The sequence below is a fragment of the Paracoccus methylovorus genome (assembly GCF_016919705.1).
Classification (GTDB): domain Bacteria; phylum Pseudomonadota; class Alphaproteobacteria; order Rhodobacterales; family Rhodobacteraceae; genus Paracoccus; species Paracoccus methylovorus.
Genome location: NZ_CP070368.1, coordinates 594,686 through 611,753, shown reverse-complemented (window position 1 = coordinate 611,753; position 17,068 = coordinate 594,686). Strand labels below are relative to the sequence as shown.

General features: G+C 62.8%; 14 protein-coding genes. 5 read left to right on the top strand and 9 right to left on the bottom strand.

The window, feature by feature from the left end; translation table 11 throughout:
- Positions 1-225 precede the first annotated feature (225 nt).
- Positions 226-603 (top strand): DUF411 domain-containing protein, encoded by a 378-nt coding sequence (locus JWJ88_RS03045; protein ID WP_322984817.1) that lies wholly within the window; start codon positions 226-228, stop codon positions 601-603.
- 740 nt (positions 604-1,343) lie between these two features.
- Here the strand turns inward: JWJ88_RS03045 and JWJ88_RS03040 are convergent.
- Positions 1,344-2,786 carry an AbgT family transporter gene (locus tag JWJ88_RS03040; RefSeq protein ID WP_240200183.1) on the bottom strand — a complete coding sequence of 481 codons (1,443 nt, stop codon included), beginning with the start codon at positions 2,784-2,786 and terminating at the stop codon, positions 1,344-1,346.
- A gap of 449 nt (positions 2,787-3,235) precedes the next feature.
- On the opposite strand from JWJ88_RS03040, the gene JWJ88_RS03035 reads away from it, so the two are divergent.
- Together JWJ88_RS03035 and JWJ88_RS03030 are read left to right on the top strand one after the other, a co-directional pair.
- A complete protein-coding gene (locus tag JWJ88_RS03035; protein WP_205294640.1) occupies positions 3,236-5,041 on the top strand; it encodes an SLC13 family permease in 1,806 nt (601 codons plus the stop codon).
- 85 nt (positions 5,042-5,126) lie between these two features.
- The gene (locus JWJ88_RS03030; protein WP_205294639.1) at positions 5,127-6,503 is read left to right on the top strand and encodes a M20/M25/M40 family metallo-hydrolase; all 1,377 of its coding nucleotides are present in this window, start codon (positions 5,127-5,129) and stop codon (positions 6,501-6,503) included.
- 74 nt (positions 6,504-6,577) lie between these two features.
- Here JWJ88_RS03030 and JWJ88_RS03025 read toward each other — a convergent pair whose 3' ends face one another.
- Genes JWJ88_RS03025 through JWJ88_RS03010 form a run of 4 tightly spaced genes read right to left on the bottom strand, consistent with a single transcriptional unit; the run spans position 6,578 to position 10,654 of the window.
- Positions 6,578-7,951, bottom strand: a complete 1,374-nt coding sequence (locus JWJ88_RS03025) for a F390 synthetase-related protein (RefSeq protein ID WP_205294638.1) — start codon at positions 7,949-7,951, stop codon at positions 6,578-6,580.
- Positions 7,948-8,730: an MBL fold metallo-hydrolase gene (locus JWJ88_RS03020; protein WP_205294637.1), complete on the bottom strand. Its 783-nt coding sequence runs from the start codon at positions 8,728-8,730 to the stop codon at positions 7,948-7,950. The genes JWJ88_RS03025 and JWJ88_RS03020 overlap by 4 nt, the downstream gene beginning before the upstream one ends.
- Complete coding sequence (locus JWJ88_RS03015) at positions 8,718-9,653, bottom strand: NAD-dependent epimerase/dehydratase family protein (RefSeq protein WP_205294636.1); 936 nt, start codon at positions 9,651-9,653, stop codon at positions 8,718-8,720. Before JWJ88_RS03015 ends, JWJ88_RS03020 begins: the two co-directional genes overlap by 13 nt.
- Complete coding sequence (locus JWJ88_RS03010; protein WP_205294635.1) at positions 9,650-10,654, bottom strand: 3-oxoacyl-ACP synthase III family protein; 1,005 nt, start codon at positions 10,652-10,654, stop codon at positions 9,650-9,652. Before JWJ88_RS03010 ends, JWJ88_RS03015 begins: the two co-directional genes overlap by 4 nt.
- A 91-nt stretch (positions 10,655-10,745) precedes the next feature.
- On the opposite strand from JWJ88_RS03010, the gene JWJ88_RS03005 reads away from it, so the two are divergent.
- Both JWJ88_RS03005 and JWJ88_RS03000 read left to right on the top strand, forming a co-directional pair.
- Positions 10,746-11,336, top strand: a complete 591-nt coding sequence (locus tag JWJ88_RS03005) for a TetR/AcrR family transcriptional regulator (RefSeq protein WP_205294634.1) — start codon at positions 10,746-10,748, stop codon at positions 11,334-11,336.
- Positions 11,333-12,367: a sulfotransferase gene (locus JWJ88_RS03000; RefSeq protein WP_240200182.1), complete on the top strand. Its 1,035-nt coding sequence runs from the start codon at positions 11,333-11,335 to the stop codon at positions 12,365-12,367. The genes JWJ88_RS03005 and JWJ88_RS03000 overlap by 4 nt, the downstream gene beginning before the upstream one ends.
- A gap of 34 nt (positions 12,368-12,401) precedes the next feature.
- Here the strand turns inward: JWJ88_RS03000 and JWJ88_RS02995 are convergent, their stop codons facing one another.
- The 4 genes from JWJ88_RS02995 to JWJ88_RS02980 form a co-directional block, all read right to left on the bottom strand.
- A complete protein-coding gene (locus tag JWJ88_RS02995) occupies positions 12,402-13,175 on the bottom strand; it encodes an amino acid ABC transporter ATP-binding protein (protein ID WP_205294633.1) in 774 nt (257 codons plus the stop codon).
- 13 nt (positions 13,176-13,188) lie between these two features.
- A complete protein-coding gene (locus tag JWJ88_RS02990; RefSeq protein ID WP_205294632.1) occupies positions 13,189-14,640 on the bottom strand; it encodes an amino acid ABC transporter permease in 1,452 nt (483 codons plus the stop codon).
- 1 nt (position 14,641) lies between these two features.
- The gene (locus JWJ88_RS02985) at positions 14,642-15,895 is read right to left on the bottom strand and encodes an amino acid ABC transporter permease (protein WP_205294631.1); all 1,254 of its coding nucleotides are present in this window, start codon (positions 15,893-15,895) and stop codon (positions 14,642-14,644) included.
- 117 nt (positions 15,896-16,012) lie between these two features.
- On the bottom strand, positions 16,013-17,038 hold the full coding sequence (locus tag JWJ88_RS02980) for an amino acid ABC transporter substrate-binding protein (protein WP_205294630.1): 1,026 nt from the start codon (positions 17,036-17,038) through the stop codon (positions 16,013-16,015).
- Between the last annotated feature and the right edge of the window lie 30 nt (positions 17,039-17,068).

Here is a 17,068-nt window from a genome sequence, read left to right as displayed (position 1 = left end):
TCTCCCGCAGGCATAAGGAAGGCGGCACATGCCGCGGAAGGCCGGAACCTGTTAGCCCCCTGCGTCGCGCCTGAATCGGCACGGCGAGATAATGAAACCCATCACCGAGGTTTGACGATGCGAAACGACCACACCATAAGCCGACGCGCCCTTCTGACGACTGCCGGCGCATTTCCCCTGCTGGTTTCCTTGGCAGGTCGGGGACACGCCGAGGCGTTGCCACTGATGACCGTCACCAAGGATCCGTCCTGCGGCTGCTGCAGCGACTGGATTGCGCATATCGAGGCTGCGGGGTTCCCGGTCAGGGTCGTGAACTCGGCTGATGTCGACAGTCTCAAGCAGCGGCTCGGCGTGCCGGACGAACTGACATCGTGCCACACCGCCGAGGTGGGCGGCTATGTGGTAGAGGGTCATGTGCCAGCCGCTGCGATCCGCCGCCTTCTGGCAGAGCGGCCTGACGCAACAGGGCTGGCTGTTCCCGGAATGCCTGCCGGCTCGCCCGGCATGGATTTTCCGGGCAGCGACCCCGAGCCTTACGAAGCTTTCCTGTTCGGCCCAACCATCCGAACCTTCGGGCGCTTTCTTGGCTCACGGGAAATCTGAGGCACGCGTGCCGGTATGACCGCCCATCTTGCCGGTCGCCCGAAACAAGAGAGGGGAGTTTTCCTCTGCCAGCAGCATAGTCCTTGCGACCATCGCTGTTTGAAGGGGCCCAAGGTGAAAAGCCATAGGCCGCCCGTGCATTGGTGATCGGCATGTTCTCAGCAGCAATCTGCACAATCGCAATGGATTGCGATGGTGTGGCGCGGTCCGGGATGGCCCCATCGCTGTCGCTACACCTGTTGCTTCTGGCTTTGAGGACCAATGAGACTGACCCCAGCTTATCGAGTTGCGGGTCATCTCGTTCGCGAGTTGGGTCATGCTCCGTTGAAGGTAAACCAAGCCCACCATTTTCCGCATTGGGATTAGCAACCGGACAATTCGCGAGCGCTTTTCCCCTTCGTCAAATTATCGGCTCGATGATCGAGTTGGCTGCGTAATTTAAAAACCGGTCCGCGGGATTCCCAGAATGATCGCGCACTTTCCAGCAACTACATATCACGAGAAACGAGATGCATCGGCCGGCAAGATTGTCCAGGACAAGGCCGAGATCAAGGAAAGGGTTCGAAAGAGCACCCAGCCACAGGAAACATTCCGCAACGCATAGGCCGGTAAGGGGGCGGTTCCTGATACCCACCCAGATTGCGGGCACCAAGCTGGTTCAGGCAGAGACAGAATCCGCCTGAACCGGGTGCGGAGCGAAAATATCGGGCGTTTCTTGCGTCCGCCCGATACGTTTTGCTTCAGGCCGGCCCCAGCGGCAGGCCAAGCGCATACCAAACGACTAGCAACAGCGTCCACACGACCAACAATGTCACCGTATAGGGAAGCATAAGGGCGACAACCGTGCCGATCCCCGCGTCCTTCTGGTATTTCTGGGCAAATCCGACCATGACGGCCAGATAGACGTTCAGCGGCGTGATCACGTTCATCGGGCTATCCCCCACGCGATAGGCGGCCAGAACATAATCCGGATCGCCGCCCAGTCGCATGAACAACGGGACAAAGACCGGGGCCAATATCGCCCATTTCGCCAACGCCCCGGTCAGGATGATGTCGATGATTGCCACCACAAGGACGAACAGGACGATGTAGGTGATTCCGGAAATCGGCAATGTTTGCAGGAAGTTCGCCAGATTGACCGCAAGAACCGTAGCAAGGTTGGTGAAGTTGAAGAAGGCGATAAAGTTCGCAATCACGAACAGCAGGAAAATCATTCCGGCCAGATTGCTCCAGGTCTTGACCACCAGCCCGATCCCCGCCGTCATATTGGCGATGGTCCCGGCGCCACGCCCGTAGGCATAGCCGATGATCAGGAACAGCAGGCTGATCAGCACGATCAGGCCGCTCATAAAGGGCGAGCCGGCCATGATCCCGCCGGTTTCCTGATTGCGCAGGATGCCCCAAGGCGCAGGCGGCGCCGTCAATGCGCCAAGTACGACGACAAAGACCAGCAGCGCCCGCCCGGCATACTTCAGCCCGCGCTGTTCGGCTTCGGTAAGGCCGGTGGAGGCCTCGACCGGCAGGCCGCCGTCATAGGGTCCAAGGCGCGGCTCAATGAAGCGTTCTGTCAGCACGGTGCAGATGATGCCCATCACGATCGACGAGGCGATCATGAAGAACAGATTGCCCACCACCGTGATTTCGGCATTCGGATTGACCGTCCGGATCGAGTCGTTCGTCACCTCGACCAGAAGGGCGTCGACCGGGGTGATGAAGACGTTGACCAGAAACACCGCCGCCACCCCCGAGAAGCCGGCCGCCAGACCGGCCAATGGATGCCGCCCCATGCTGTGAAAGGCCGCAGCCGCCAACGGCACCAACACCAGATAACCGGCATCGGCCGCGATCGAGGACAACACGCCCACCATGACGATCATGAAGGTAAAGATCGAACGCGGCGCCGCCGCCACCAGCTTGCGCACCAGAGTGGCGATCAGCCCCGATTCCTCGGCCAGCCCAACCCCGATCATCGCGACAAGGATCACTCCCACTCCGGTGAAGCCCAGGAAATTCGCAACCGGAGAGGTCACCATGAAGCGAATGCCATCAGGAGACAGCAGACTGCGCACGGCGCTGGTCTGGGTCACGATATCCCCGACGGTCTCATCATAGCCTTCGTAAATGACCGATGTGCCAAGCGCCCCGAAGATCACCGAAAGAACGATCACGGTTCCGATGAGCATAAAAAAGATAATCGCCGGGTGGGGAACCATGTTTCCCAACCGTTCGATTGTGCCCAGGAATCCCGACATTCCTTCGGTATCTGTGGGCGATCCACTCTTCCCTGATTTGTTCGCCACCTTACCCCCCTGCTTTTGATAAATGCACGGTACAAAAGGAGTCAGGCGCCCCTGACGAAACCCGTTTCCTTCCACAAGAATAGCACTGATATCGCATTGCCTTTTTCATTGATTTCAGTCCGGCGCATATATCAGACCGCCAAAAGTGGCTGATCTGCAACTAGAGAGTAGTCCGACCAATCCTGCATCGGGTAGCCCATGTCGATGAGCCCATATTCGGCAAGACGATATGTTTTCCCGATTGGGCAGCATTGGCATTGCTGTGGAATTAGTGTTGCCGTTTTGCACGATATTCGTCAACATCAATCAATCCTTTGAAGCGGGGATCATCATTGACAGATATCTGGATCGTTTTTGCGATTGTTGCGGCAATCGTCGTGCTTTTCATCTGGGACAGGCTTCCGGTTATCGTTGTCTGCGTCGGCGCGGCGCTTGCACTTTGGGCCAGCGGCATTCTGACGGTACAAGAGGCACTGGCGGGATTCGGCGATCCGGCTGTCATTTTCATCGCCGCGCTTTTCGTGGTCAGTGCCGGGCTTGAACTGTCGGGCGTCACCGCTTGGGCAGGTCAGCTTCTGATCCGCCATGCCGGCACCAGCCGGACACGATTGATCGTGATGATGATGGCATTCGTGGGCGTCCTGTCGGCGCTGATCAGCGTCAATGGCGCTGTGGCCGCGCTGCTTCCGGTGGTTGTGGTGATAGCGATCCGTCTGGGGCGCGCGCCGTCGCAACTGCTGATGCCGTTGGTCTTTGGTGCACATGCCGGCTCGCAGTTGATGCTGACGGGCAGCCCGGTAAACGTGCTGGTTGCGGAAGCCTCCAAGGAGGCTGGCGGCGGCGGCTTCGGCTATTTCGAATTTGGGCTGGTCGGCGTACCGCTGGTGATCGGCAGTGTAGCCATTGCCGTGCTGTTCGGCCAAAAGCTTCTGCCCAAGCGCATGACACGATCCCTGCCCCCCGACCTAAGCCGCCATGCCTGCACCCTGTTCGAGCAATATTACCTGTCCAGCGATGTGCACCAACTGCGAGTGCGTGCCGGCTCTCGGGTTATCGGGCAGCCGCGCGCGGCGATCGACCTGGACGGGCTACCCGATCTTGTTCTTATCACGGTGAAGAACGCAAAGGGCCAGCCGGCCCGCAACGACGCTGTGGGGGAAGGCGACATTCTGGTTATTCGCGGCCCCGCCGATCAGGCTGCCGAATTGGTCGGGCGACTGGATCTTGCCGTTCGCGAAGATACTCTGATCGGCGATCTCTCCGATACGCTGTTCAACGGCGAGTCGGGCCTTGCCGAGGTGCTGATCCCGCCGCGCTCGCCGCTGATCGGGGCACGGTTTTTTCCGGGCATGGTCACCGAAAGCGGCGATCTGATCGTGCTGGCGATTCAGCGTCAGGGCGAGGATCTGCGCCGCAGCGTGACGCTGGCGGCGGGGGATACGCTGCTGTTGCAAGGCACCTGGGGGGCGCTGGACACGAGGCTTGAGCAGCACGAGGTTCTGGTCGTCAATACCCCCGATGTGGTGCGCCGTCAGGCGGTGCCGATGGGGGCGGGGTCGAAAACCGTGCTGATGGCCCTTGCGCTGATGGTCTTGCTGCTGGCGACCGGGCTGGTGCCGCCGGCCGTTGCCGGCCTGCTGGCAGCGGGGATCATCGTGACGGCGGGCGTGCTGAGCGTCGAGCAGGTCTATCGCTCGGTCGGCTGGACGACGGTCATTCTGGTCGCGGCGCTCATGCCGCTGTCGACGGCGATGGAGGTGACGGGAGCGGCAAAGCTTCTGGCCGACGGGCTTGTTCATGTCGTGGGCGATATGGGACCGTATTCCCTGCTGGCCGGCCTGTTCATCCTGTCGGCGATATTGGGGCAGGTCATCTCCAATACGGCAACGTCGCTGATCATCATCCCAATCTCGGTGGTGGCGGCAAAGCAGATGGGGATCTCGATCCAGCCGGTGCTGATGTGCGTCTGCATCGCTTGTGCCGGAGCCTTCCTGACCCCCGTGGCAACCGCCACCAACCTGATGGTGATGGAACCGGGCGCCTACAAGTTCGGTGACTACTGGAAACTCGGCTTACCGATGCTGATCTGGTTCTTCATCATCGCGGTATTCCTCGTGCCGCTGATCTGGCCATTCTGACAACTCCGTTGCCGCCCGGCCTCTTGGGCGGCACGTTTAAGCTTATCTCTTGCAAACCCAACTTTATCTTGTGGAGGCTCTACCGATGTCAGATCTCGAGAAAGTCTTGGCCCATATCGACACCGATTTGGAAAACGCGCTCGACCGCCTGTTCCAGACCGTGCGGATGAAGTCGATCTCGACCGATCCCGCCTATGCCGCCGAAACGCGCCGCTGCGCCGAATGGCATGCGCAGGACCTGGCTGCAATCGGCTTCGCGTCCGAGGTTCGCGACACCCCCGGCCATCCCATCGTCCTGGCCAAGGACCACGACGCGCCCGGTATGAAGGTGCTGTTTTACGGTCATTATGACGTGCAGCCCACCGACCCGCTGGAATTGTGGGACGACGATCCCTTTGAACCCAAAATCGTCACCCTGCCCGACGGCAGCAAGGAAATTCGTGGCCGCGGCTCCTCGGATGACAAGGGCCAGTTGATGACCTTTGTCGAGGCCTGCCGCGCCTGGAAGGCCGTCACCGGCAAACTGCCGGTGCCGATCACAATCCTGCTGGAGGGCGAAGAGGAATCGGGTGGTCCCAGCCTGCCCGGCTTTCTCGAAGCAGCCAAGGATGAGCTGCAAGCCGATGTCGCCATGATCTGCGACACCAACATGTGGGACAAACAGACACCCGCAATCACCACCAGCCTGCGTGGCCTTTGTGCCGAGGAAATTCACATCCACGCCAGTGACCGCGACCTGCATTCAGGCTTTTACGGCTCGGCTGCGGCCAACCCGAACCACATCCTTGCCCGCGTCCTCGCAGATTTGCGCGATGCCGACGGCCGCATCACCCTTCCGGGCTTTTATGACGGCGTGCCTGACCTGCCGCAATCGTTGCGCGACAGCTGGGCTCAGCTCGGCTTTTCAGAATCCGAGTTCCTTGGCGAGGTCGGCCTGTCGGTCCCCGCTGGTGAAAAGGGCCGCTCGGTGCTGGAACAGACCTGGTCGCGTCCGACCTGCGAGGTGAACGGCATGACCGGCGGCTATACCGGTGACGGGTTCAAGACCGTAATCCCGGCGGTCGCCTCGGCCAAGATCAGTTTCCGTCTGGTCTTTGATCAGGATCCGCACAAGATCCGCGCCGCATTCCGCGAATTCGTCAGGGCCCGCATTCCCGCCGATTGCCGGGTCGAATTCACCGAATTCGGCTCGGGCCGCGCCGTCGCCTTCGATGTCTCGGTCCCGGTTTTCCAGAAAACGCAGCAGGCGCTCAGCGACGAATGGGGCAAGGAGGCAGCCTTTGTAGGCGGCGGCGGCTCGATCCCCGTAACCACCATGATCAAGGAAATGCTGGGGGTGGATGTCGTGATGGCTGGCTTTGGCCTTACCGACGACCGCATCCACAGCCCGAACGAGAAATACAGCCTGACCAGCTTTCACAAGGGCATCCGGTCATGGGCGCGGGTGCTGGCGGCGCTGTAATCCGCAGCCAGAAAAACCGCCGCGGAGGACGTCCTTGGGCTGGACGGCCCCGGCGGGGTGGGGTTCGGCGGGTCCTATCCGGGGCTCGCCGATGATGCGGCCGAACGCGAAACGACTGGAATGGTCTTGCCACTACGAAGGTCAGACAATGGGGTTTCCTGATCGGGCGGGCCTAGCGATGCCGCTCCGGGAAGAACCTTGATGCGGCGTCGTTTTTTCTCGTCCCGCTCGTCGGGCAGGCCGTTGTGGAAAACCAGTCGCGGCAAGGCGCAGTCCAGACGCTTTGCCAGATCCTCGAAAGCCGTCGAAAGCGCGCCATCCGCACCGACGCCTGCGCCTTCCAGCCACAGATGCAGCTCTTCCCCTTGCTGGATCACGCGATAATCGCGCAGGGACTGGGGCAGGCAGGCGATGGTGGTGCGGATCGCCTCGGCGCTGACCATGCGCCGGCTGCGACCCGAGCGCCACCACAGCATGTCATCCTCGCGCCCCTCGATCCGGGCGATACGGGTGCTGGCGCAGCCGCAGGGGCAAGGCCGGGGATCAGGAACCAGCACGTCGTTCAGCCGATAATTCAGGATCGGCAGGCTTTCGCGGGTGAAATCGTGGATGATCGGGCAGAACGCGCCAGTCTCCGCATCGATCACCTCGCGGTCGATGCGCAGCCAGCGTTCGTTCAGATGCAGGTTGCCGGCGCGACAGGTCATGGCCAGCACCCCCTCGGTCGCCTGATAGACCTGATCGACGGGGCGGTCAAAGGCGCTGCGGATCGCCTGCGCGTCCTCGGGTGACAGCGTCTCGGCAACCGAGATCACGCGCGAGGGCGTCAGGGCAAGCTCTCCCGCCGCCTGCATCTGCGCCAACAGGCCAAGCTGGCGCGCCGGTGCGATCAGCACGGTCGGATTCAGCGCCGCCAGCCTTGGGATCTGCGCCTCGAATGGCGACAGAAGATCGAAAAAGCCAAAACGCACCAAAGGGTTCGAGATGCTGCGATAAAGCGCATTGTCGGCGCGCATGAAAAAGGCCACGCGCTGCGGTCGCGCAAGGTTCGGCCAGAACCGTCCCAGCATGATCGCCGCCCACAGCCTGCGTTCGCGCGGGGTGGCCAGAAACAGCCCGCGCTGCCCCGAGGTGCCGGTCGAAAGCCCGACCGAGACATTGCCGATCATCGGGCGGAAATCACGGCTGCCCTCGGCCCGGATCGCCGCCTGAAACGCGGCCTCGCGGTCGATCCCGCAGGTGTTGACACGTGAGAAGTTCTCCATCAGCCGCGCTTTGTCCATGCGCGGCAACCGGTCCAGCGGCAGGTCCGCCATGTCGCGGTAAAAGGGCGAGCGTGGCATGGCCCGCGCGCGAAACCGGCGGAAGGCGGCGGCCTGATGCATCTCGATCGCATCGCGAGAGGGGAAGGCGGCATAGCGGCTGCTCAGAAAGGCGGTCAGGCTCATGGCGCGGTCTCGGGGCAATGCGAAGGGTCAAAGATGATCTCGGGCCGGCTATGCATCAGCGCGCGCAGTCTGGCGAAAGTGTCGCGATAGGCTTCCGCATCGCCCAGACGCGCCAGAACCGGGCCCGGCGGCAGGCGATTTTCACGCAGGCTGGCCCGGCTATAGGCGGCATCGGCGATCAGGAAACGCGCGGCCTCGGGGATCCACAGCCCGATCTGTCCGATCCCATGACCGGGCAGCGGGATCGCGATCAAACGGCCATCGCCAAGTATGTCGTGACCTTCGGGGAAACCCGGCAGGCCGGTCGGGACCAAAGGACCGTCCTCGACCGGCTGCGGATCGCGGGCAAGAACGGCGTCGCGCAAACCTGCCGGGCAGGCCGCGCGAAGTGCCTGCCAATCCGACAATCCGCGCAGATGGGCAATGGCCTGCCGCGATGCACGCACCGGCACGCCCTCCGGCAGCTCCATCAACCCCGAGACATGATCGGCATGCATATGGGTCAGCAGCACCATATCCGGCACGCAGGGCAACTGCCGGGACAGCCACTGATCTTCGGGCAGGCGCACCGGGGTCAGCCAGCGATAAAAGCGGGCGGGAAATCGAGCCGTCGCCTTGAAGAATGCCGGACCATAGCCGCCATCGACCAGCACCGTCGCGGTTTCGGTCCTGATCAGCGTGACCAGAGCCGGGAAGGTAGCAAAACCCCTGCCCCGCAGTCCCGCACCCCATGCAGGCGCACGGCATTCCCCAATCCGCAGCGTGGTCAGGCAAAGCATTCAGCCACCCCCTCCTCGAACCGGACTGCGGGGCAATAGCCAAGCTCGCGCCTTGCGGCCGAGATATCCAGCGTCAGGCTGGTCCCCAGCGAGGCAACGGCCTGCCGCGTCAGCCGGGGCTCAGCCCCTCCGCGCAGCCGCGCCATGCTTTCCGAAACGACCGCCAGCCCACGCGCCAGCCCGTAAGGCAGGTGCAGCCGCCGAAAGCGCAGCCCGCTTTCCCGCGCAATCAGATCGACCAGATCGCAAAAGCGGAAACGCTGGCCCGAGGTGATGTTCCAGACCCCTCCTCGGGGACCGGACGCCGCAAGGATCATCGCCCGGGCCGCGTCGTGTCTGTGCGTCAGGTCGATCAAAGCCCGCCCACCCCGGATCATCGGCACCCGTCCCTGCCGCATGGCGCCGATCAGACGCGGCAGCAGGGCGCGGTCATGGCGGCCATAGATGGCACGGGGGCGGATGGCGGTGCAGTTCATACCGCCGTTGTGTCCAAGCACCATCGCCTCGGCCTTGCGCTTGCTTTCGGCGTAAAGCGACAGCGGCCGCGCTGGCAAAGGGGCGTGCTCGGGCAGGTCCAGCCGGTCGGTGCCATCGGCATAGATGCTGGGCGAAGATGCAAAGACCAAGCGTTCGACACCCACCTGCTCTGCCGCATCCAGCAGGCGTCGGGTGGCCAACACGTTCGCGGCATGAAACGCTGCCCGTGTGCCCCATGCCGAACTTAGCGCCGCACAGTGAAATACCGTATCCATTCCAGCCACCAGCGGGCGCAGATCGTCGCAAACCAGATCGACGGCGCGGAAATCCGGCAGATCAACCTGGCTGCGCGCGGTCGTGCGGACCTGCCAGCCCTGCTCTTGCAACTCTTCGACCAGCGCGCGGCCAAGGCAGCCGCTGGCCCCGGTCACCAGAGCGCGTCTCAAAACCGCACCATCGCGCCGCCGATCGAGATCCCGGCCGAAGTGCCCAGCAACAGCGCCGTATTCCCCCGCCGCAAGCGACCCGAGCGCACCGCGTGATCCAGAGCCACGGGGATCGAGGCGGCGATCTGGTTGCCGGTCAGCGCGAATATGTCGATCACCTTGTCCGATGCCAGACGCAGGTTCTCGACCGCGTGACGCAGCGCCAGCGCACTGGCCTGATGCGGGATAACGCATCCGATCTTGTCCATCGTCACACCGGCCCGGCGCAGCAGCCGTGCCAGAAACAGCGGCAGGTGACGCGAGGCAACGCGGAACGCCTTGCCGCCATCCATGCGAAACCGGTCTTCGCCCGGTGCGATACCGCGCGCCGGGTTGACCCGGGTGCCGCCCGCCGCCAGCACGCATGCGTCATGCCCATGGGCAAAGGTGCAAAAGTCCTGCGCCAGTATCCCGCCCGTTCCACCCGCCTCAAGGACGACCGCCGCCGCGCCGTCGCCAAAGATCGCTGCGGCCTCGGGGTGGTTCCAGTCCAGCCCGACCGAGGCGATATCGGCTGAAAACACCAGCACCCGCCGCGCCCTGCCGCATTGGATATGCAAGGCCGCCACATCCAGCGCCTGCAAAAAGCTGAGACAGGTCGCATTCACGTCATAGGCCGGGATACCCGTCCGCCCCAGTCCCAGCTTTTCCTGAACCAGCACCGCTGTCGAGGGGATGGGCTGCTCCATCACCCCGCAGGCGCCGAGGATCAGGTCCAGATCCTGCGGCCGGCAGCCGGCCATCTCCATCGCGCGATGCGCAGCCTTGCTCGCCATGAGGGAACTGGTCTCCTCCCCTGCCGCGACATGGCGCGCGACGATCCCGTATCGGCTTTGGCAGGTCCCATCCTGCCAACCCATCCGCGCATCGATTGCGGCAGAGGTCAGGACCTTGCAGGGAAGATAGCTGCCAGTTCCCGTGATGGTCATGTTGATTGTCGGGGTTTGGTCAGTGCGGGACATCTTTGGAACCATTATTGAACACTATTCACTAACCTTGACAAAGCTTGCAATTCCCGTCAAGCAGGTTTTTGAACCATGTTTAGGAACCCAGATGGCACGACCCCGACAGTATGACCCGAATGAGCTGCACGCCCGATGCGTCGAGGTTGCACGGCAGTTGCTGGAACAGGGCGGCCCCGAGGCTTTGACCGCACGGGCGCTGGCATCGGGCGTGGGGGTAACGCCCGGCACGATCTACAACCTGTTTCGGAATATGAGCGCCGTCCTGCATGAGGTGAACCGCCACACCTTCACCGAACTGGCGCAGGCCATCGACGCGGTAAGCGTTGCCAACCCCCAGGAACGGCTGCACGCGCTGGCCGAGGTTTACCTTGGCTTCATGCTGGCCCGAAAAGTCGTCTGGCGCGGATTGTTCGAGGGCCCCCGTGTCACCGAAAGCTTTCCCGACTGGTATCTGGCACTCATCGACGGGCTGATCGACCGCATTGCCGCCCCGCTGGCCATGCTGGAACCGCAATCCTCTCCGCGCTTGCTGGCCGAGCAACTGTTCCTGTCGGTGCACGGCATCGTGGCGCTGGCTGCCAGCGACCGGCTGGATCTGGTCACGCGGCAAGACCCACATGCCTTGGCACAGGCGGATGTGGATCGCATGGTCGCGGCAATCCGTGCGGGGGCCGTATGATGCACGATGGCTTGATGCAAGGAGGGTTGATCCTTGGTTCGGCCCGCTGCGGCTCGACCCTCGTGTCGCGGATACTACGCGAGCATCCCGATATTCTTTCGATTTCCGAATTATTCGCCTCGGTCGGCCATAATGCCTTTCGCCCCGCACGGCTAAGCGGGCGACGGTTCTGGTCGCATCTGGCCCGACCCTCTCGCGCAATGTCCCAGGTGGCCAATCCCGATGCCGCGCCTTCCGAATTCCTGTATGGGCGCGCAGGCAGCCCCGCGCATGATCCCTGGCACTGCCCACCCATCCTGGCCGTCACGCTGCCGCATCTGACGCAAGACGCCGACGCGCTGTTCGATGCCCTTCGGCAAGACATCGCGACGCGAGAGCGCGCATCTCTGGCCGATCAGTATCGCGGGCTGTTCCGGGCGATGGCCCGGCATCTTGGCCCGCGCCGCGTATGGGTCGAGCGCTCTGGCGGATCGCTGGTCGCAGCCGGAACGCTGTGCGAGATGTTCCCCGAAGCGCGCACCGTCCTTTTGTTGCGCAATGGCCCCGAGACGGCGCTTTCCATGCGTGACTATCCCGCCGCCCGGCTGGCGATCTGGTGCTGGCGCTGGTGCGGGACGCTGGGGATCGACCTGCTGGACCCGCGCCGTCATTTCGGGCGGGGCGCTTTCTGGCCCGCTGTCGTGGCAATCGGCAACTGCTTTGGCGTCCGCAGCATCATCGCCCGTCAGCCCAGCCTTCGGGACAGCGGCGCATTCTGGTCTGCCGTTACCACGACCGGGCTGAAAGGTCTGGAGGCCGCCAGACCGATGATCCTGCGCTATGAGGATCTGTGCGCCGACCCGACGCCGCAAATCCGCAAACTGGGACTCCACCTGACCGGCAACGCCCCGGACGAGTGGCTGTCGCGCGTCGCGCGGCTGCCGCAGCACCGCCAATCACGCCTCGCATCCTTGTCCACCGCCGAGCTTGACGAACTCAGAGCCGCCTGCACGCCCGGCGAAAAAGCCATCGCCGCGTTCGTACGACCCTGAGCGGCGCGAGCCGGTCCGCCCCCTTGCTGCCCGCTCAATGCCCCAGGATCTGGGACAGGAACAGCTTGGTGCGCTCGGACCGGGGGTTGTTGAAGAACTCCTTGGGCGTGTTCTGCTCGACGATCTGGCCCTGATCCATAAAGATCACCCGATGCGCCACAGCCTGTGCGAAGCCCATCTCATGGGTGACGCACAGCATGGTCATGCCGTCCTCGGCCAGCTCGATCATGGTGTCCAGCACTTCCTTGATCATCTCGGGGTCCAGCGCCGAGGTTGGCTCATCGAACAGCATGATCCGCGGCCGCATGCACAGCGCCCGCGCAATGGCCACGCGCTGCTGCTGCCCACCGGAAAGCTGGCCGGGATATTTCAGCGCCTGCTCGGGGATCTTGACCTTGGTCAGGAAATGCATGGCCGTTTCCTCGGCCTCGCGCTTGGGGATCTTGCGCACCCAGATCGGGGCAAGGGTGCAGTTTTCCAAACTCGTCAGATGCGGGAACAGGTTGAAGTGCTGAAACACCATGCCGACCTCGGACCGCACCTTGTCGATGTTCTTCAGGTCGTGGGTCAGTTCGGTTCCATCGACGATGATCTTGCCGGCCTGATGCTCTTCCAGCCGGTTGATGCAGCGGATCAGCGTCGATTTCCCCGAACCCGAGGGGCCGGCGATGACGATGCGTTCGCCCCGGCTGACGACCAGATCGATGTCGCGCAGCACATGGAAGGTGCCGAACCATTTGTTCAGCTTGACGATCTCGATGGCGGCCTCGTCGCTAACGGCGGGGATCGCGTTGGTTTTGGTGGTCATATCATGCGCCTCCTCAGCGGTGGTCGCGCTTCAGCCGGCGTTCCAGATACATGGAATAGCGCGACATACCGAAGCAAAGGATGAAGAAGATCGAGCCGACGAAGACATAGGGCTCCCAATAGGCGCCCTTCCATTCGAAGCTTGCCCGGATGGCATCGGACATTGCCTTCAGCGGATCGTACAGCCCGACAAAGACGACCAGCGTGGTGTCCTTGAACATACCGATGAAGGTCGAGACGATGCCGGGGATGCTGATCTTCAGCGCCTGCGGCAGGATGATCAGCCGCTGCGCCTTCCAGTAATCCAGCCCCAGCGCATCGCCGGCCTCGTATTGGCCCTTGGGCAGGGCCGCCAGCCCGCCGCGGATCACCTCGGCCATATAGGCGGCGGCGAACAGCGTCACCATGATGATGACCCGCAGGATGATGTCGAAATTCGTCCCCGGCGGCAGGAAATAGTTCAGCAGCAACGAGGCCACGAACAACAGCGTGATCAGCGGCACGCCGCGGATGAACTCGATGAACATCACCGCCAGCATCTTGATGACCGGCAGATCCGAGCGTCGCGCCAGCGCGAGTATCACCCCCAGCGGCAAGGACAGCGCGATACCAGCCACCCCGATGGTGATCGACAGCACGAAGCCGCCGAACTGGTCGGACGACACGGGCCGCAGCCGCAGCGGCGCCATGCTTGCCAAGGCCGATGCAGCCGGCCCGGCCAGCAACAGCCACCACATCGCCGTCACCACGACCGCCAAGGCAAAGGCGAACATGCCGAACCGTGCCAAGGACCGCCAGACAAGATAGCCGATGCCAAAACCCGCCAGCGCCATGGCCGGGCTCCACAGCGTGCCGCCCCACAGCAGCCAGACCGCGATGAAGGGATAGATCAGGCTAGCCAGCAGCGACCAGCCCGGCCGCATCTCGATCAGCGCCGACCAAAGCAGCATCAGCACCAGCATGCCCAGCAGCGCGCCTGTGCCCGCGCCAAGCGCCTGAGCGACGGCAAAGGTCAGAACCACCGCAAGGCCCAGCACGATGCGCCGCGCCCGGGCGCTTTCGGAAAACAGAACCGGCGCCAGCGCCAGGAACAGCAGGCCAAAGGCCAGAACCGGACGCCAGTAAAGCGCCTGCGGGTAAAAGCCGAATACGAACTGGTTCCAGCGATGCTTGATCAGGGCGAAACAGGCGCCGCTCGCATCGGGGCCATGACGTTCCGCGATGATCTGGCGGCACTCGGCTATGCTGCCGGCGTCCCACACCGCGCGAAAAAGCCATGGGCCGACCGTGCTGACGACGATCCAGACGATGCCCAGCCCGACAAAAGTCAGCGCAATGTTCAACGGCCCCGAGAACAGGTTTTCCCGCAGCCATTTGATGACGCCCGTTTCAGCCAGCGGCGGCGGCACGGGCGGCAGGATGGTTTCGCGGACATAGGCGACGGTTTCGGAATGCGTATCGCTCATCTCAACGCTCCCTCAGCTTGACGCGGCTGTTGAAGATGTTCATGCCGGCCGAGATGATCAGGCAGAGCAACAGATAGATGCCCATCATCAGCACCATGCACTCCATCTCGCGCCCGGTCTGGTTCAGTGTCGTGCCGCCCAGCGTGCCGCGCAGGTCCATGTAGCCCACGGCGATGGCAAGCGAGCTGTTCTTGGTCAGGTTCAGATATTGCGAGATCAGCGGCGGCACGATCACCCGCAGCGCCTGCGGCAATACGACCAGCGACATGGTGCGGCGCGGCCGCAGGCCCAGTGCGAATGCGGCCTCGGTCTGGCCACGGCTAACGGCCAGAACACCCCCGCGCACGATTTCGGCAATGAAGGCGCCAGTGTAAAGCGTCAGCGCCAGCCACAACACGACAAAGGCGTTGTCCAGATTGGTGCCGTCGGCAAAGTTGAAGCCGCGCAGCACCGGCGGGATCAGGTGCAGGCCGAAATACCAGATCAGGAACAGCACCGGCAGGACGAACATCGCAAGGCTGATCCACCATGTCGTGGGCCGCTTGCCGGTCTGGTCCTGCACGTTCTTGGCCCATCTCCTGAGCTGGCGATTACCGAACCAGGCGGCAGCGATGACCACGACAAAGGCGATGAACGCCCAACTGATCCCTTCACGCCCCAGCGAAATGGTCGCAGGCGGGTTGGTCATGCCAAGCGAGGGGACGGCGGTGTAGCGGTTCGTCGGCGCGATGGTGTCGAACAGGATCATGGTCGCAGCCGGGTTTTCGCCGCGATAGGCGTTAGGGGCGGGCATGACCTCGGTAAAGACCGCCAGGATCACCAAAATCCACAAAAGCAGGGGAATGTTGCGGAACACTTCGACATAGATCGTCATCAGCCGCGCAATCAGCCAGTTCGAGGACAGGCGCAGCACCCCCACCAGCACCCCCACCACCGTGGCCGAGATGCACCCCGTGATCGAGACAAGCAGCGTGTTCAGCACCCCGATGATGGCGGCGCGCAGGTGGGTATCGTCGGAATTATAGGGTATAAGCTGCTGGGGAATATCGTATCCCGCGCGGCGGAACAGGAAATCAAAGCTGAACGTCTTGCCCATGGCGGACAGGTTTTGCAGCGTGTTGTTGATCAGCCAGCTTGCCATCAGCATGACAAGAATAAAGACAATGGCTTGCAGAGTCAGCGATCGATAGCGCCGATCATAGATCAGCATCGACAACCGGAATGGCGGGTTGTCCGCCCCCGTATAGGTGACCATCTATAAACCCCCTGTACCGGCTTTGATGTCGGGCCTTCGGCCTCTGGCTTGCCGGTTTTTCATGTGGGGGCGCGCGAGGGGCATGCGCCCCCGCACGCCCTTTGTTCAGTTGCGATTTTACCGGAAGGGCATCGCGTACATCAGCCCTCCCTGGGTCCATTGCGCGTTCAGCCCGCGCGCAAGTCCGATCGGGGTCTGTTCGCCGATGGTGGCGGCAAAGATCTCGCCATAGTTGCCACCGGCTTTGATGGCGCGCTTGGCCCATTCGGCATCAAGGCCGATCATCTTGCCCATGTCGTCGGTGGTGCCCAGCAGGCGCTGAACCTCGGGGTTTTGCGAGGATTTCGCCAGTTCGTCGATATTGGCCGAGGTGACGCCGTATTCCTCGGCGGCGATCAGCGCGTAAAGCGTCCAGCGCGCGATGTCGCCCCAGTTGTTGTCGCCATGGCGAACCGCCGGGCCCAAGGGCTCTTTCGAGATGATCTCGGGCAGGATGATGTGGTTTTCCGGATCCGCGAAAGAGGCGCGGGTGGCGGCCAGACCCGAGGCATCGGTCGTATAGGCATCGCAGGCGCCAGCCATATACTGCTGCTCACCCTCGGCGTTGCTGTCGATGTTGACCGGCTGGTAGTCCATGCCGTTGGCCTTGAAAAAGTCGGCCAGGTTCAGTTCGGTCGTGGTGCCGGTCTGGATGCAGATCGTGGCGCCGTTCAGCTCTTTGGCCGAGGACACGCCCAGATCCTTGCGCACCATGAAGCCCTGACCATCGAAATAGTTCACGCCGATGAAGTCGAGCTTGAGGTCGGTGTCGCGCTGAAAGGTCCAGGTCGAGTTGCGGGCCAGCAGGTCAACCTCGCCCGAGGAAAGCGCCGTAAAACGGGTCTGCCCCGTAGTCGGCACATATTTCACCTTGGTCGCGTCACCCAGCACGGCAGCCGCCATGGCCTTGCAAAAGGCGACGTCGAAGCCGGACCAGTTGCCGTTCGCATCCGGGGCGGCAAATCCGATCAGGCCGGTGTTCACGCCGCAGTTCAGCACGTCACGCGCCTTGACCTCTTTCAGCGTGTCGCCTTCCGCAGCCAAAGCGCCCGAGGCCGCAAGTGCGACCGCCGTCACCGAGCCGAAGAATACAGATTTCTTCATTGATTTCCCCACTGTTGTTCTTGAACTCGC

Excerpts from the sequence above, each read along its gene's own strand:
- JWJ88_RS03010 (WP_205294635.1), bottom strand. The coding sequence starts at position 10,654 with ATGTCCCGCACTGACCAAACCCCGACAATCAACATGACCATCACGGGA.
- JWJ88_RS02995 (WP_205294633.1), bottom strand. The coding sequence starts at position 13,175 with ATGACCACCAAAACCAACGCGATCCCCGCCGTTAGCGACGAGGCCGCC.
- JWJ88_RS02980 (WP_205294630.1), bottom strand. The coding sequence starts at position 17,038 with ATGAAGAAATCTGTATTCTTCGGCTCGGTGACGGCGGTCGCACTTGCG.
- JWJ88_RS03045 (WP_322984817.1), top strand. The coding sequence starts at position 226 with ATGACCGTCACCAAGGATCCGTCCTGCGGCTGCTGCAGCGACTGGATT.
- JWJ88_RS02985 (WP_205294631.1), bottom strand. The coding sequence starts at position 15,895 with ATGGTCACCTATACGGGGGCGGACAACCCGCCATTCCGGTTGTCGATG.
- JWJ88_RS03030 (WP_205294639.1), top strand. The coding sequence starts at position 5,127 with ATGTCAGATCTCGAGAAAGTCTTGGCCCATATCGACACCGATTTGGAA.
- JWJ88_RS03040 (WP_240200183.1), bottom strand. The coding sequence starts at position 2,786 with ATGCTCATCGGAACCGTGATCGTTCTTTCGGTGATCTTCGGGGCGCTT.
- JWJ88_RS03000 (WP_240200182.1), top strand. The coding sequence starts at position 11,333 with ATGATGCACGATGGCTTGATGCAAGGAGGGTTGATCCTTGGTTCGGCC.
- JWJ88_RS03020 (WP_205294637.1), bottom strand. The coding sequence starts at position 8,730 with ATGCTTTGCCTGACCACGCTGCGGATTGGGGAATGCCGTGCGCCTGCA.
- JWJ88_RS03005 (WP_205294634.1), top strand. The coding sequence starts at position 10,746 with ATGGCACGACCCCGACAGTATGACCCGAATGAGCTGCACGCCCGATGC.
- JWJ88_RS02990 (WP_205294632.1), bottom strand. The coding sequence starts at position 14,640 with ATGAGCGATACGCATTCCGAAACCGTCGCCTATGTCCGCGAAACCATC.
- JWJ88_RS03025 (WP_205294638.1), bottom strand. The coding sequence starts at position 7,951 with ATGAGCCTGACCGCCTTTCTGAGCAGCCGCTATGCCGCCTTCCCCTCT.